The sequence below is a fragment of the Chryseobacterium sp. genome (assembly GCF_022869225.1).
In the GTDB taxonomy this organism is placed as follows: Bacteria; Bacteroidota; Bacteroidia; order Flavobacteriales; family Weeksellaceae; genus Chryseobacterium.
Window position 1 is genome coordinate 2917475 of the sequence record NZ_JALIHL010000001.1, and the last position, 15062, is coordinate 2932536.

Annotated in this window: 13 protein-coding genes, 1 tRNA gene and 1 pseudogene; 9 read left to right on the forward strand and 6 right to left on the reverse strand. The window is 36.8% G+C overall.

The annotated features are described in order from the left end of the window. The first annotated feature begins 5 nt into the window (after positions 1–5). Positions 6–518, forward strand: coding sequence for a hypothetical protein (locus MUW56_RS13620; RefSeq protein WP_292013693.1), 513 nt, complete (start codon positions 6–8; stop codon positions 516–518). A gap of 148 nt (positions 519–666) precedes the next feature. Here the strand turns inward: MUW56_RS13620 and dtd are convergent, their stop codons facing one another. After that, positions 667–1116, reverse strand: coding sequence for a D-aminoacyl-tRNA deacylase (gene dtd / locus MUW56_RS13625; protein WP_292013694.1), 450 nt, complete (start codon positions 1114–1116; stop codon positions 667–669). A 1-nt stretch (position 1117) separates the two neighbouring features. Beyond that, positions 1118–1294, reverse strand: a complete 177-nt coding sequence (locus MUW56_RS13630) for a hypothetical protein (protein ID WP_292013695.1) — start codon at positions 1292–1294, stop codon at positions 1118–1120. Between the two features lie 804 nt (positions 1295–2098). On the opposite strand from MUW56_RS13630, the gene MUW56_RS13635 reads away from it, so the two are divergent. Beyond that, complete coding sequence (locus tag MUW56_RS13635) at positions 2099–2389, forward strand: GLPGLI family protein (protein WP_292013696.1); 291 nt, start codon at positions 2099–2101, stop codon at positions 2387–2389. A 317-nt stretch (positions 2390–2706) separates the two neighbouring features. Here MUW56_RS13635 and MUW56_RS13640 read toward each other — a convergent pair whose 3' ends face one another. Next, positions 2707–3162: a hypothetical protein gene (locus tag MUW56_RS13640; RefSeq protein ID WP_292013697.1), complete on the reverse strand. Its 456-nt coding sequence runs from the start codon at positions 3160–3162 to the stop codon at positions 2707–2709. 109 nt (positions 3163–3271) lie between these two features. Here MUW56_RS13640 and greA point away from each other — a divergent pair, with 109 nt between their 5' ends. From greA to MUW56_RS13675, 7 genes are all read left to right on the forward strand, one after another. Next, complete coding sequence (gene greA, locus MUW56_RS13645; protein WP_292013698.1) at positions 3272–3742, forward strand: transcription elongation factor GreA; 471 nt, start codon at positions 3272–3274, stop codon at positions 3740–3742. A gap of 58 nt (positions 3743–3800) precedes the next feature. Then, complete coding sequence (locus tag MUW56_RS13650; protein ID WP_292013699.1) at positions 3801–4190, forward strand: HIT family protein; 390 nt, start codon at positions 3801–3803, stop codon at positions 4188–4190. Positions 4191–4254: 64 nt separating this feature from the next. Beyond that, positions 4255–5442 (forward strand): ATP-dependent Clp protease ATP-binding subunit ClpX, encoded by a 1188-nt coding sequence (gene clpX / locus MUW56_RS13655; protein WP_292013700.1) that lies wholly within the window; start codon positions 4255–4257, stop codon positions 5440–5442. 74 nt (positions 5443–5516) lie between these two features. Next, a complete protein-coding gene (locus MUW56_RS13660) occupies positions 5517–7484 on the forward strand; it encodes a T9SS type A sorting domain-containing protein (RefSeq protein WP_292013701.1) in 1968 nt (655 codons plus the stop codon). A gap of 5 nt (positions 7485–7489) precedes the next feature. After that, positions 7490–7708: a signal peptidase gene (locus MUW56_RS13665; RefSeq protein ID WP_292013702.1), complete on the forward strand. Its 219-nt coding sequence runs from the start codon at positions 7490–7492 to the stop codon at positions 7706–7708. Between the two features lie 61 nt (positions 7709–7769). After that, positions 7770–9062, forward strand: a complete 1293-nt coding sequence (locus MUW56_RS13670; RefSeq protein ID WP_292013703.1) for a TlpA disulfide reductase family protein — start codon at positions 7770–7772, stop codon at positions 9060–9062. 44 nt (positions 9063–9106) lie between these two features. Next, a tRNA-Met gene (locus MUW56_RS13675) sits at positions 9107–9180 on the forward strand. A gap of 437 nt (positions 9181–9617) precedes the next feature. Here MUW56_RS13675 and MUW56_RS13680 read toward each other — a convergent pair. From MUW56_RS13680 to MUW56_RS13690, 3 genes and pseudogenes are all read right to left on the reverse strand, one after another. Beyond that, a complete protein-coding gene (locus MUW56_RS13680; RefSeq protein WP_292013704.1) occupies positions 9618–10916 on the reverse strand; it encodes an HlyD family efflux transporter periplasmic adaptor subunit in 1299 nt (432 codons plus the stop codon). A gap of 50 nt (positions 10917–10966) precedes the next feature. Further along, positions 10967–13158 (reverse strand): annotated as a pseudogene (locus tag MUW56_RS13685) (peptidase domain-containing ABC transporter). Between the two features lie 311 nt (positions 13159–13469). Then, the gene (locus tag MUW56_RS13690; protein WP_292013705.1) at positions 13470–14981 is read right to left on the reverse strand and encodes a thioredoxin domain-containing protein; all 1512 of its coding nucleotides are present in this window, start codon (positions 14979–14981) and stop codon (positions 13470–13472) included. Positions 14982–15062 lie beyond the last annotated feature (81 nt).

Below are 15062 nucleotides of genomic sequence, written 5' to 3' on the forward strand. Positions count from 1 at the left end.
ATATTATGAAAAATATAGTTATAACAGCAATGGCGGCTTCAGCTGTGCTTGTAAGCTGCGGTACCGTACAGTCACTGGTTCAGAATACCTTTCCATACACTGCGAATGTCCTGGTTTCTACAGGAGTGCCTGCTGATAAGGAAGTTTCTTCTACGTCAACGGCTACCAACGTACAAACCTGGTTTGGAGGAAATAATAATGCTAAGATTAAAGATGTAAGAATTTCTGATGCAAAAATATCTGTGGCATCTCCTTCCGGAGGTACTTTAAGCGCTTTTAAATCTATTAAAATATATGTTTCATCCAGTGGAAGCAATGAAAGGCTTATTGCATCACGTTCCAATATATCTTCCAATTCATCCAGCTTAAATTTAGATCTGAATGATACCGGATTTTTGGATGATGTCGTAAAAAGTTCAGGACTTACCGTAAGAACGGTGTATGAGTTGAAAAACCAGACCACTTCAGATATGAATATTAAGGTAGCACTTAATTTCAGCAGTGTTCCTGCACAATAGGTCTTTACAGATATTTATTGAAAAAACGTCTATCAATCTTGTTGATAGACGTTTTTATTAGTCCATATATTTCAATTGCAGTAATATTCTTCTGATAGGCCTGAAAATATCAACCAGAGAATAAGCTGGTTTTACCTTTTCTTCTGCATCAGCCTTTTGTGACCGAATCCATGACGATGGTAACCGGGCCGTCATTGGTCAGGGACACTTTCATATCGGCCCCGAAAATTCCGCTTTCGGTTTTTAGCCCTGACCGGACCAGCTGTTCTTTGAAATAATCAAATAAAGGAACTGCTTTATCCGGTTTGGCTGCTTTTATAAAAGACGGACGGTTACCTTTTTTATAATCAGCAATCAATGTAAACTGGCTGATACAAAGAATTTCTCCTGAAATATCCTTTACTGAAAGATTAAGTTTTCCTTCCTCATCACCAAAGATTCTGAGATTTAAAATCTTTTGTACCAGCCAGTCGGCATCTGTCTTTTCATCATTTTCATCAATGCCTGCCAGGATCATTACTCCTTTTCCTATTTCACCAACGGTTTTTCCGTCTACTTTTACACTGGCTTCAGAAACTCTCTGTATAACAATCTTCATTTTATTTGTTTTTTTCTTCTAGCATTTCTCTTAGAAAAATAATTTCTTCCTTTACGCTTTCGATATGGTCTTTTTCGTTATGTATGATCATTGTTCCATTTTGTGCATTATGTCCATGATTTTCATGGATAATGTTAGCAGCCTTTTCCCCAAACAGAATAGAGATGGAAACATTCAATACTTCGGCGGTCTTTTGTAATTTCGGTACCGTAAGCCTGCTGTCATCTTTTCCAACCTGCCATAGTTACTTTGGAAAATTTCTGGTTCGTTAGCAATATATTCCTGTTTAATGCTTTTCTCTTCACCTAATTTTCTAATTTTAGAACCAACTCTATTTATATTATAGATATTTTTATGCGTAAAAGTACTGTTTTTATTCAATATTTCATGATGCTTTGAGAAATCTGTAATTAGTTTTGAACTCTATAACACAATAAAGTACAATGTCATAAAAAAATTATCTTTGTTGCAGTTGTAGGAGTTGCAGGTTTAGTAAGTGCTAAAAATCCTGGAGTAAAAGAAACAAAATTAGAAACAGCAAAAAGTATTTCTACTGTTGAGAAGTCTGGTAAAAAACAAGCTGTGAAATACTATAATCCGATAAGACTTGAATCGTCTTGTGGATATGTTCCGGATATTACTTTAACTGCCCAAGATGATCCTTCTTGTCTTTTAGTAGAGTTAGCTAATATGGAAGACTTTTGTAATGCATCAGTTGATGGAGAGTGGCAGGTTTAAAACTTTTGAAATTTGAACTGTGAAATTTATCAAATTCTTTTTCCTACTTATTCCGATTATAACTTTTTGTCAGCAGGCAGCGCAAAAAAACGTATCTGATATACTGGATATAATTATGAGTCTGCCAGAGATACAACGCAAGGAGATAAAAAAAGCAGTGAATTAATGATTTTAGCTATAAATAAAAATTCTTCTATTTATTATAGTGATAAATACCAACAAGCCTTAGACATCGTGAAAAAAAATGGATATGGCTCTGCATTCAAATACTATGGTTGAAATAAATGGGAAAGATTTTTCTTTGCCTAAGATTAAACATTCTGTTTTTCATAACAATAATGATGTCTTGGTTTCCAGTCAAATAGGAAGAGATTTATTTACTTTTAAAACTGATGCTCTTTATTGGAATACTAATCTTATAGGTACAAAAAATATGTTAGGATATAAGTGCAATAAAGCCTCTGTACTATTCAATGGTAGAGCATATATAGCTTGGTATACCAAAGAAATTCCCATTTCAGAAGGTTCCTTATAGATTGAAAGGGATACCAGGTCTCATTTTAGAGCTTAGTGATGAAAAAGGCTATGATATTTTTAAGGCAGTAGCCATAAAAAAGCATCTGGAAATAAAGCCGCTTCAAAAAAGAATACCTTTTACCAGGGAACAATATTCAGACGCGGGAAGAATTTAGAAATAATCCTTATCCGGAAAGAAGTATGGATAGAATAAAAAAAGAGCGATTCATAGAAGTAAACAAAAAGAATAATAATCTTATAGAAAGGTAAAGTACAGAATTGAAAAAAAAGAAACCACGCTGGAATTTCAGAGTGGTTTTGTTAGGGTTAAAATTTCTAATAATAAATATTTAACACTTTGGTCATGGGATCATAATTGTAAGGGTAGGTCTTAGGAGGAAGGGAGGTTTTGGAGCCTGATTCCGGCTGTCCCGTTCTCAGGATCCATTTGGTATTGTCCTTTGGGCATAAAATTGCGATATTATCTTTCACTTCAAGCGTAGTGTTGGTATCCGGGCAGATATGCGGGGCATTGCGGTCATATACCTTAAATGAATCTCCAACCCGGACAACGATCAGGCCTCTTGATCCTGACTGTTGTTCATTAACGTAAATCCAGCCGTTATCATAGTTCAGAGCATTATAACCCGGCAGGTTCAAATTCAGGGAAACATTGATCGGGTTATTGGGAAAGCAGTTTACGGTGTCTTCTCTGCTTCCGCAAGAGTTGATATATAATCCACTGAAAATCAATAGGGTAAAAATAGATAATATTGAAAAAGTTTTTTTCATTTCAATTTAAATTTTTATATATTTGTAAAAATTAAACGATTACAACACGAAAACATTGTCCGGCAAATGTCGGATTATTTTTTTATACTAAAACTAAATTTTGAAAATTATGGCAAGCTATGTAACCAAGGAGGGACTAGGGAAAATGAAAGCTGAGCTGGAACAATTGGAAACTGTGGAAAGACCAAAAATCACTCAGCAGATCGCAGAAGCAAGAGACAAAGGAGATTTGTCTGAAAATGCAGAATATGATGCTGCTAAAGAGGCTCAGGGAATGCTTGAAATGAGAATTTCCAAGCTGAAAGATGTGATTGCAACTTCCAAAATCATAGACGAAAGTCAACTAGATACTTCAAAAGTTTCTATCTTAACAACGGTGAAGCTTAAAAACAACGCGACAAAACAGGAGCAGGTATTTACATTGGTCCCTGATAATGAAAGCGATCTAAAAACAGGAAAGATTTCTGTCAATACACCGATTGCAAAAGGTCTGCTGGGAAAAGCTGTAGGAGAAACTGCAGAAATTACTTTACCTAACGGAAACAAACTGTCTTTTGAAGTATTAGACATTTCTCTATAGTCTGATACCCTTCCATTTCTGACTTCTAATCTATCTAAACCATTAACTTCTCAACGAAATGAGCACTATATTCACAAAAATCATCAATGGCGAAATTCCCTCTTATAAAATTGCGGAAGATGAAAACTTTATTGCATTTTTAGACGCAATGCCTTTGGTGAAAGGACATACTTTGGTAGTCCCTAAAAAAGAAGTGGATTTGATTTTTGATCTTGAAAGTGAAGAATACAAAAACCTTTGGGGATTTGCCCAGCAGGTAGCCAGGAAGATCAAAACTGCAATTCCATGTGTAAGAGTAGGAGTAGCGGTAGTAGGACTTGAAGTTCCTCATGCCCACATCCATCTGATCCCTTTAAATAAGATGGAGGATATGAACTTCAGAAATGAAAGATTAAAATTAACGAACGAAGAATATACCGAGATTCAAAACTCAATTATTAATTCTTAAAAAACCGGAAATCGTAAAAAAGTAATTTTTTACGATTTTCTTTAACATATACATTATATATATTATGAATTCAAACCAATGTTCTTTCTGCGGCAGGAAAAGAAATGAAGTGCAGATGCTTATTTCCGGGCAGAACGGTTTTATTTGTGAAAATTGTATAGAACAGGCACACAGTATTGTAAAAGACAGTGTTTCCAAAACAGGATATTCGCCTGCAGATAATATGGAGGAGCTTAAAAAGCCAAAAGAGATCAAAGGATTTCTTGATCAGTATGTGATCGGGCAGGATCAGGCTAAAAAGCAGCTTTCTATTGCAGTATACAATCATTATAAAAGATTGCTTCATGCTCAGGACGAAAACAGAGAAGTAGAGCTTGAAAAATCCAATATCATTATGATAGGGGAGACCGGTACCGGGAAAACGCTCCTGGCCAAAACCATTGCCCGCGAACTTAATGTTCCGTTCTGTATCGTAGATGCAACGATTCTTACTGAGGCAGGTTATGTAGGGGAAGATGTTGAAAGTATCCTGTCGAGGCTGCTGATGGTGGCGGATTATGATGTGGAAAAAGCAGAAAAAGGAATTGTATTTATCGATGAGATTGATAAGATTGCAAGAAAATCAGATAATCCAAGTATTACAAGGGATGTTTCCGGTGAAGGCGTACAGCAGGGGCTGCTGAAACTGCTGGAAGGAAGTATTGTAAACGTTCCGCCTCAGGGAGGAAGAAAGCATCCCGACCAGAAATATATTCAGGTGAATACTCAGAATATCCTTTTTATTGCCGGAGGAGCTTTTGACGGGATCAAAGAAATCATTGAGAGAAGGATGAATAAGCAGGCTATAGGATTTAGCTCTGAAAAAATCAATAAAGTAGATGAAGATGAATATGTATTAACTAATATTAATGCCATCGATCTTCGTTCTTTCGGGCTAATACCTGAACTTTTAGGAAGATTTCCAATCATTACTTACCTTGATAAGCTTACCAAAGAAACCCTGGTAAGGATTATGAAAGAGCCTAAAAATTCAATCGTGAACCAATTTGTTGAACTGTTCAAAATGGATGGAACAGATTTAGTCTTTACGGATGGAGCCATTGAAAAAATTGTGGAAGAAACCATCGAAAAAGGACTCGGCGCAAGAGGCCTCAGAGGAACCACTGAGAAAGTTTTGGAAGACTATATGTTTGACATTGGAGAAGAGAAAAAGATTGTCCTGACAGAAGATAATATTTTGATTATTAGATAAAATGTTTTTTTTTTAAAGAAAAAAATAATACCTTTGCGGGTGAAGATTGTATTAACACACAAATAATTTATACAATGAGAAAAAGTTTATTTGCTATAGGTCTTTTAGCAATTAGTTACTCTGTTCAGGCGCAGATACTATGTCATGTTGACACTAATGCTAATATGTATGTGAGCGAAGGCACCCTAGTTTATAGTGGTGGTGGTGTTCAAACGAAAGGCAACGGCCTTTTGGATGTACACGGAAACATAATGGTCGAAGGAGGTGCCGGAGACGCTTTAAAAACAATAGATGCTTCCGGCGCGGATAAAACCGATGGGGGCAATATTATTTTAAGGTTGAATACCCCAGCCACTTATGACACTTCTACGTATGGTCAGCTGTATATCAACGGATTATCCCAGTCTAATATTACAGGTGTCGTAACGAAAGAATTCAGAAGTAAGAAGCATGGTGATAATACTGTAAGTAAGTTTTACCAGCAGTTAGCTGTACCTTTCTACAATAAGGTACTGGCAACCTTCTCTACAGAATTCGGAAAAACATTTAATACCGTAAGAAGAAGCGGAAATGAAATTCTGAAATGGAATAATACTAACGCTGTAGCGGATGATTTTGCAAATCTGAATGTTACCACTGCAGACGCTGCAGGGTATTACATGTTCGGATCCCTTAACAATAACCTGGATACAAGTACCCCACCTGTTGGGACTGTTTACAATCTTAACGGTCGTCCTAATGCTTCATTTGCCAGCGCAGTGAATCTTCAGGGAGCAGGAACCCCTAACTTTGGTACAGGAGGTAATAACATCAACGGGTATAACGAAAAATATAACTCTTACCTTCAGGACCAGTTTGAATCTTCTGTCTCTCCATGGAATAATACCTTTGGTAAAAATATTTATCAGTATGGAAATCCTTTCTTTACTAATCTGGATTTATCCAGAATAGGGTATTCGGAGAATCTTGGGGTAACTGATGGAAACAGCATTAGCAATATCTGGGGAGTAAGATACGATCCGGGAGTGGTTACTGTGGGATCTGGAGGAAACGCGTACAGTACTGGAGCATTGATCCAGACTTTTGATCCTACTACAGGAGCTCCTGTAGGGGATGTAGGATTGATCATCAAACCTATGCAGACTTTCGTACTGAAACTGAGAGATAATACACCTCAGACTTTAAACTTTAATACGCTAAGAAGATTTAGCGGAACAGTGAGAGCTGCAGGTACTGATTATAGCGTAAATGCTGCAAGAGTAGCACAAAACGGAAACGTAAAAACAGCAACTGGGACTGTTAAACAGCTTGGTGTAATTGGTTTAGATTCTAGTGGAAAAGAGATCGCAAGAACATATTATGTGGTTTCTCCTACTGCAACTACCGGACACCAGAATTCTGTGGCAACTTCAGTTCAGGCTACGTTATCTAACGCTGATATGATCGGAACATTTGAAGAAGCTTTAAATGGGGGGTATGATCCAAACTATACATCACAATACTGGTTGTATATTAACGAAGCTAACGAAACAAACTTCCTTGGCAAGAATGTTAAGTTAGTAAACTATAAAACAGATAAGGTTAAGTCATATAAATTTGAGATCAGAGAAAATGGTGAATTGATTCCTGCGGGAGTACACCAATTGTCTGCAGGAATCGGATTCTATTATAAAGCATCCAATGGTACTGCACAGCAGGCAAAACAAGGAGATGTTATTTCTGTAGCAACTTCATCTTATGATCTTTATTATGGCGAGCCAATTAATTCTACACTAGCAGCTAAAGATACAGAAAAAACACCTTCCAGAACAATGGTAGTATATAATCCTCAGATTACAAACTACATTGTTAGATTTGATCCAAACTGGAAGAAAGCAGATATTGAAGTTTATGATATGAGTGGTAAACTGGTTATCTCCAAAAAAGCAGTTGATGCATCAAGAGATTTTGTAATTGAACTAGACAGTGCTATTAAAAACTCTTACATTGTAAAAATTGTTTCGGATAAAGGAGAAATTGTCAACACTAAAATCTTAAAATAATACTTATGAAAACTATTAGTAAACTAATATCCGCTGCTTTATTCCTATTTGCAGTCTTACTGGTGAAAGCAGATGATATACCACCTCCGCCAGGTGGTGGAACCGGAGGGGTAGGTCCTGGTTCAGCCGCTTCCCCGATTGATATGTATGTATATGTACTTTCTGCAGTTGCAATTACATTTATTGTAATCTTTACAAAAAAGTACAAAAGTCAAAAAGCATAAAATTTTATTAAAATAATAGTAAACTCTCTGATTAGTCAGAGAGTTTTTTTATTTTTACTATATGAAAAAGGTTTATATACTATCTGCGGTTCTGGCCGCATTTTCTTTGCAGGCTCAATTTACTGTCACTATTCAGGCTCCTGCAGATTTTAAAGAGCAGGAAGCTATTCTATATACATTAAATGGTTCAAAGGATATTATTGTTACCAAAGAACAGCGTAAGAATAATACATGGACTTTCAAGAATCCCAATCATTATATGGGAATGATGAAAGTTTATTTTCCGGGGACTAATAATACCATGAACTTTATTTCAGAAAATAAAAACGTCGATATAAAGCTGGATGTTCAGAAGGATAAGATCAAGGATGTTTTTTATCTTGATCAGGCCAATGAATTAATGAGCAAGCAGCAGGAAGGCTCACAAAAAAAAGAACTTATTCTTCCGGCCCTGACTCAAATCAAAGAATACTACAAAGATAATACTGATTTTGGGAAAGCTCTAAATGCTGAGATCGGAAGGCTTAACGGTACTTCATCCCCAATCGATGCATCCAATCACCCGTTTATTTCATATTATAATACCAATTATAATAAGTTCCTGTCCAATACGCAGGATCCTGCTAAAAAAGTGGATCAGGAGGAGATTATCAACTTTCTGGATAAATCCAACGACATGCTTGAAAGCTCATCATTGCTGAGACCTGTATTGGTGGCTTACCTTAATTCAGGAGGGAATGCGAATGTAGGAAGCTCTGTAGACAAGCTTTTAGACCGTTTAAAGGTGGAAACTCCAAGAGGACAGACCGTATTGTCAGAATTGATCGATATCTTTGATGTGTACCAGATGGATGAGTTTAAGAATAAATATCTGAGCATGGCTAAGAATCTTAAATGTACCATCAATGACAGGCTGGCTTCTACCTTAAAGTCTAATGCCAATGTGGAAATGGGGGCTTCTTTCCCTAATTATAAGTTCCAGGCACCGGCTAATACTACGGCAAAATCACTGTATGATGTGAAGGCTGATAAAAAGGTTATTGTGTTCTGGTCATCTACATGTTCTCACTGCGAAAGTGAACTGCCGAAACTCCTTGAAAAATACAATGACTTAAAAGCAAAAAATATACAGATTGTAGGGCTGTCTATGGATGTTGACAAGAATTCATATACCACCAAGATCGCTGCTTTTCCTTGGGTCAATGATTCAGAATTGAGAGGATGGAACAGTTCTTATGTGGATACCTACAATATTCATGCAACTCCGACGTATTTTATTTTAGATGCTAACAATAAGATAATCAGCAAACCAGATCATGTTGGAGATGTTTTGGAATATTTTAAGGTAAAATAATTTTGGAGGTAAAGAAATATTTTCTATATTTGCACCACCAAAAAGGCGAGGTAGCTCAGTCGGTTAGAGCGCAGGATTCATAACCCTGAGGTCACGGGTTCAATTCCCGTCTTCGCTACAGCGATAAGGAAAAGCATCATATGCTTTTCCTTTTTTCTTTTATATACTTCCCTCAATTTATTCTCGAGAAATTAAACCGGATTTTTAAAATACCATTCTCAGCACCTCAATAAGGTGAGACTTCAGGTTGTGGATGATGTTGAAAGGCTCAGATCAGAATTGAAAGCTTTTCTAGCTTCGTTTTTGAGCAGAGAGATAATACGGCTATCTGTGATAGGTTAATTCGCCTACAGAAGTATTATTTTTAAGTTCTGACCAGTATGAATAATACTTTTGGGTTTAATGATTCTAAAACCGGCCAAATAGGGCCCATTTGTAAGAAAGGCTCAGAAACCCCAAACATGATCGGATATTCATTCCAGGTAAAATTTAGATTAACGGACTCTATAAAACAATAAACCCGCAGAAAGCGGGTTTAGTGTTTTATGATTGCGCTTAGCTTTGGTAACCAAGCAATTTTCTGATCTGGTAGAAGAACCGTTCAATAAGCCTTAGGTCCTGCGTTACAATTTCAGCATTGCCCCTAAGTTCTTTATCAAAGGTAAGCGTTTGATTATAGCTTGTTTTTAATCCTTTCGGTAATATCACATCTACATAATAATTACCTTTTTCATCGGGAATAAGAGAAATATTCTGTACTTTACCTTCTACAATACCATATTCCTGAAAACGGTAATTGTCAAGTTTGATCAACACTTTTTCACCGGGGATGATCTTCCCGGAATTCGCGGTAGGAACAGACATTCTTCCTACTAATTTCTCTTTATCTTTCGGTAGGATAGAGAGCACCGCTTCTCCCATCTTGACGAACTGGTTTTCTCCGAAGAACTGTTGAAAGCTCGCAACACCATGGGTAGATGAGATCACAAGATAAGTCTGCTCCCACTGTTTTAAAGATTTACGAAGCTGTTCAAACAGCTGTAAGGTTTGGGAAGAATAGGTGATTTTGTCTTTTTCTGAATTGATAGCACTTCCGCTTTTTGTTTTATTAAGGTTGGAAATCCCTTCTTCCATCTGAGAAATGGAAATGTTTAAATTTTCAATGTTTTGCTGGGCCTGAAGGTACTTTATTTTTTCATTTTCAAGCTCCATGGAAGAGATAACTCCCTGATTGAATAATTCCTGGGATCTGTGGAAATTTTTCTTTGTCAGATCATATTTTGCCAGTTCAAGGCTTTTCTGCTGCTTTAGAGTGGTAATTCTTATTCTGTATTCAGAAATACTCTGATTAGCCGCAAGATTCTCGGGAGCATAAGGCTGAAGCCTTGTAAAAAGCTGCTCATCCTGAAAGGCCTTCGCAAAATTGTTATAATCGCCCTGCAGTTCACCAAGCTTGAATCTGGAAGCGATAGAAAGAGGAAAAGAATAAAGCTTGTTAGGCGTAATGGAATCCACCATCTTCTTCAGCTCCAAAACATCTTTATAGTTTGCTGCGGACTGCATTACCATCAGCACATCTCCTTTTTTTACTTCCTGATGGTCTTTAATGAAAATCTTTTCAATTTTGGAACTTGTTCTTGCTTCAATTTTTTCCGGAGGATTTTGTGAAGTTACAATAATGGGGGCAGGAACGAATTCCGGATATTTAATAATATAACTCATGATGAGAATGAGCAGGAGAATAATAAATATAATGGTATTCCCCCAGCGTATCATCCAATGAGGAGGCTGGGTCAGAATATCCTGTACGCTTTCTGAACGGAGTTCTATATGATCTAAAATGTCTTCTTTCATGTTTTAAAATAAATGGGTCCAAATATTCCGGAGAAAATAATTTGCTGAGTTTAATTTCCTAATTCCAGCTGATTTTTAACAAGCCTGTAGTATTCCCCTTTTATGGCTACCAGCTCTGCATGGCTGCCTTCTTCTACAACTTTTCCTCTGTCCAGCACAATGATTTTATCAGCATGTTTTACGGTTGAAAGTCTGTGGGCGATCACCACGGCCGTTTTCCCTTTGAAGAACTGTTCGAGGTTTTCCATAATGACCTTCTCATTGTTGGCATCCAGTGCCGATGTCGCTTCATCGAATAAAATATATTCCGGAGCTTTATACACTGCTCTGGCAATAAAAAGTCTCTGCTTTTGTCCGCCGCTTATCCCAACTCCTTCATTTCCGATTTTGGTATTGTAGCTGAGGGGAAGGCTTTCTATAAAATCTTTGATATTTGCAATCTCTACAGCACGCCTCAGCTTCTGTTTGTCAATATAATCTTCACCCACCGCAATATTGTTGGCAATCGTATCATTGAATACATATCCTTCCTGCATGACAACTCCACAATGGTCCCGCCAGTATCTTGGCGAAATATTTTTCAAACTGGTATTTCCGATTTTGATATCTCCCTGACCGGGATCATAAAACTTCATCAGCAGTTTAAGCAGGGTTGTTTTACCGCTTCCGCTGGCTCCTACAATTGCCGTGGTTTTTTGATAGGGAATGGTAAGGGTTAAATTTTCAAAAACAGGAACATCCGAACCAATGTATCTGAAAGAAATATTGCTGACTTCAATGTCTCTCTGCGGAATATCTGTAGCATACTGTTCGTTTTTATCTTCTTCGTCATCCTTATCATGAATTTCTCCCAGTCTTTCCAGGGAAATTTTGGCATCCTGGGTTTGTTTGATAAAGTCGATCAATTGAAGTAAAGGACTGTTAAGCTGGCCGATAATATACTGAACAGAAAGCATCATCCCCAAAGTAAGGTTTCCGCTCAAAACCAGTTTTGCAGACAGAAAGCTTACCAGAATATCTTTCATCTGGTTGATAAAGTTTCCTCCTACGGACTGCCATTGTTCTAAACTAAGGGATTTGATTCTGATTTTAAATAATTTTACCTGGAGGAATTCCCAATCCCACCTTTTTTGTTTTTCAGCATTATGCATTTTGATTTCCTGCATCCCATTAATCAGTTCAATCACTTTACTTTGTTCCTGAGATACCTGGGAAAATCTTTTATAATCAAGTTCCTTTCGTTTTTTAAGGAAAAAACTGATCCAGCCTATGTATAATATGGCACCCACGAGGTAAACGATAAACAGCCTGTAATCATACAGGAGAAGAACAATGCTGAAGATAATGAGGTTGACCAAAGAGAATAATGTATTCAATGAAGAACTGGTAAGAAGCTGTTCTATTCTGTGGTGGTCATTAATTCTCTGCATGATATCTCCGGTCATTCTCGTATCAAAAAACTTATGGGAAGCTTCATCAGCTTGATAAAGAAATCAGAAATGATCGAGATATTGATTCTGGAAGAAAGGTGGAGCAGGATCCAGCTTCGGATCATTTCTATCCCCATTCTTCCAATGAAAAGCATGATCTGTGCAAGAAGAACCAGGTAAATAAAATTAATATCCTGATTCTGTATCCCCACATCGACAATACTCTGGGTAAGGAACGGGAAAATCAACGAAAGTAAACTTCCCGCTAAAAGACCTACCGCAAGCTGGATGACCAGTGATTTGTATTTAAGCAGGTATTTGGATAAGAAAGAAAAGCTGGCTTTGCTTTCATCCGCATCAAATTCAGTCTGGAAAAATGAAGGCGTTGTTTCCACAATAAGCGCAATACCTTCTTCCGTGGTTTCATTAGCATTTTCCCCGATCCAGAATTTAATAAACTCTTCCCGGGTATAGGTGATCAATCCATAACTTGGATCCGAAACATATACTTTGTTATTCTTGTCGATTTTGTAAACAACAACAAAGTGATTTTTATTCCAGTGTACAATGCACGGTAAAGGAACTTCTTCAACAAGAGTGTTGAAATCGATTTGAACGCCTAGTGAGCGGAATCCGAGGCTTTCTGCTGCATCACTGAGCCCCAGCAGGCTGCTTCCTTCGCGGGTGGTTTCAGAAAGAGCACGGATCTGCTGTAGTGATATATTTCTGCCATAATGCTTGCTCACAATTCTCAGACATGTAGGTCCGCAGTCTTTGGCATCTGGTTGCTTATAAAATGGAAATTTTTTCAAAACTAATATTCATTATAAAATGTCGTCAACCATGACGACATTTTTAATTTGTTCAATATGTTAACTCAATACAATGGCTGTAAAATACTGCCATTTGTTGTACGTATCTATAATGTCTTCTTTATGGTTCTGGCAGGATGCCAGTATCTATTCCAAATGATATCACCTTTTAAGATTCTGATGTCTGTTACGGGTATATTTTTTTAAGTTTTTCATGGTAATTGTTTTTTTATTGCTGCTTTCCTGGACTTTATGAAATCTGTTTTATTTTTCCTAAGATAGAGAATTTTTTAATCGGGGTCGCATTTTTTTTAACTAAAGTCTTCGTCTTCTATTAATTCATCAATGAAGAACCAAATATCTTCGCGGTCATATTTTTCAGGAAACTGATATCCGTTAATGACAAAGATTGGAGTAAAGCTTAATCCTGCATTACTGTTCTCCTGAGACATGGCAATCAAAGGAGTCAGGTTTTCTGAAGCAGCTGTTCCTCCTGATAAGGCTGCTATTTTACTCTCATCTTTTGTTTCAAACCACATTTCTACAGCTTTCAGGAATTCCTTTTCCTGTTTGTGGTGGTAAATATGGGTAAAATCTGATATCAGCTGAGTGTATTTTTCATTGGCTCTGTCGGGAAAATAATTGAATCTCATCTGTACAGAAACCTCAGTAGGATATTTTTCCAGAATATCTTCCATGATTTTATGGGCATCTTTACAGAACCCGCAATATGGATTGGAAACCATAGAAATCCGAAGTTTTGCCTCTTTCTGTCCAACTGAAAAAGTCTGTGTATCCTGGAATTCTATTTTATCCCTTTCCAGCAACTGGCTTTTGAATAATTCATAATTCCTTTTAAATCTGAGATTTTTAGCATTGGATTTTTGCAGGGTTTCCCTTTGTTCAAGAAGATTATTTGAATATAAAACGGCAGAGAAAATAAGTGCCCATAATACTAAAGTAAGTAAAAGTGTTCCAATACTGAATGAAAGGTTTTCAAAGAACAGGGTACTGATGACCAGCTGTCCTATCAGTATTGAAATAATTAAAAGACATATACGGCAGAACGTTTTTTCTACAAAAGCCTGAATGTATAATGAATAGCCAACAGCAATGATGGAAACGATCGTGAAACCTTTGATAATATAAGACGTAGCAGGAAGGAAAAGCCCTAATACAGCAAGTCCTGCAAAATAAATCAGTGAAAAGTCAGAGAACTTTAACCCTAAAATACTCGTTTTATCCTGTTTAATGATTTTATCACATGAATTTGCGGTCTGAACTGCAGAAGGAGCACCACAGATGCTTCCAATAACAGCAGAGCTGTTTCCGAACTTCTGATTAAAGATCTCCATTGAAATGTATACCCCTGCCAGCGACAGAAGATTGAAAAGAGCCTCATCAATACTCTGGCTTACAAAAGAATAAATAAGAATGATAGCAAAAATAAAGTACAATATGGGTTTAAGGCTGAATGCCGGTTTACTTTCTGCATTTTCCGTTTTTTCAAACAACAGGACAAAGTCTGTAGATTTATTATACAGTTCTTCCTTATTCAGTGTCTTGGCTTTTTCTGAGTAAACGGAATAATGGGATCCCGATTTTTTTACAAGGGAAAAAGAATTTTCGACGATTGCAATAAACTCTTCCGGTAATTCATCCCAGTATTCTTTGTCAAGTTCATAGGCATCATTTTTTACCCCCATAAAATTTAAAGTATCACTGAAAGCCAGTGCTGAAGGGTAATTGGGGTGAGAATTGAATTGAAAAATAAACTCCTGTTTATCAAGTTTTAAATAGTGTATTAGTTTGTCGAAAATCATAGTAATATTTTTAAACTAAAATACGGAGATGTTTTAAAAAAACAAGTTTTTTTTCTTTTGCTAGTGATATACCATTATTAA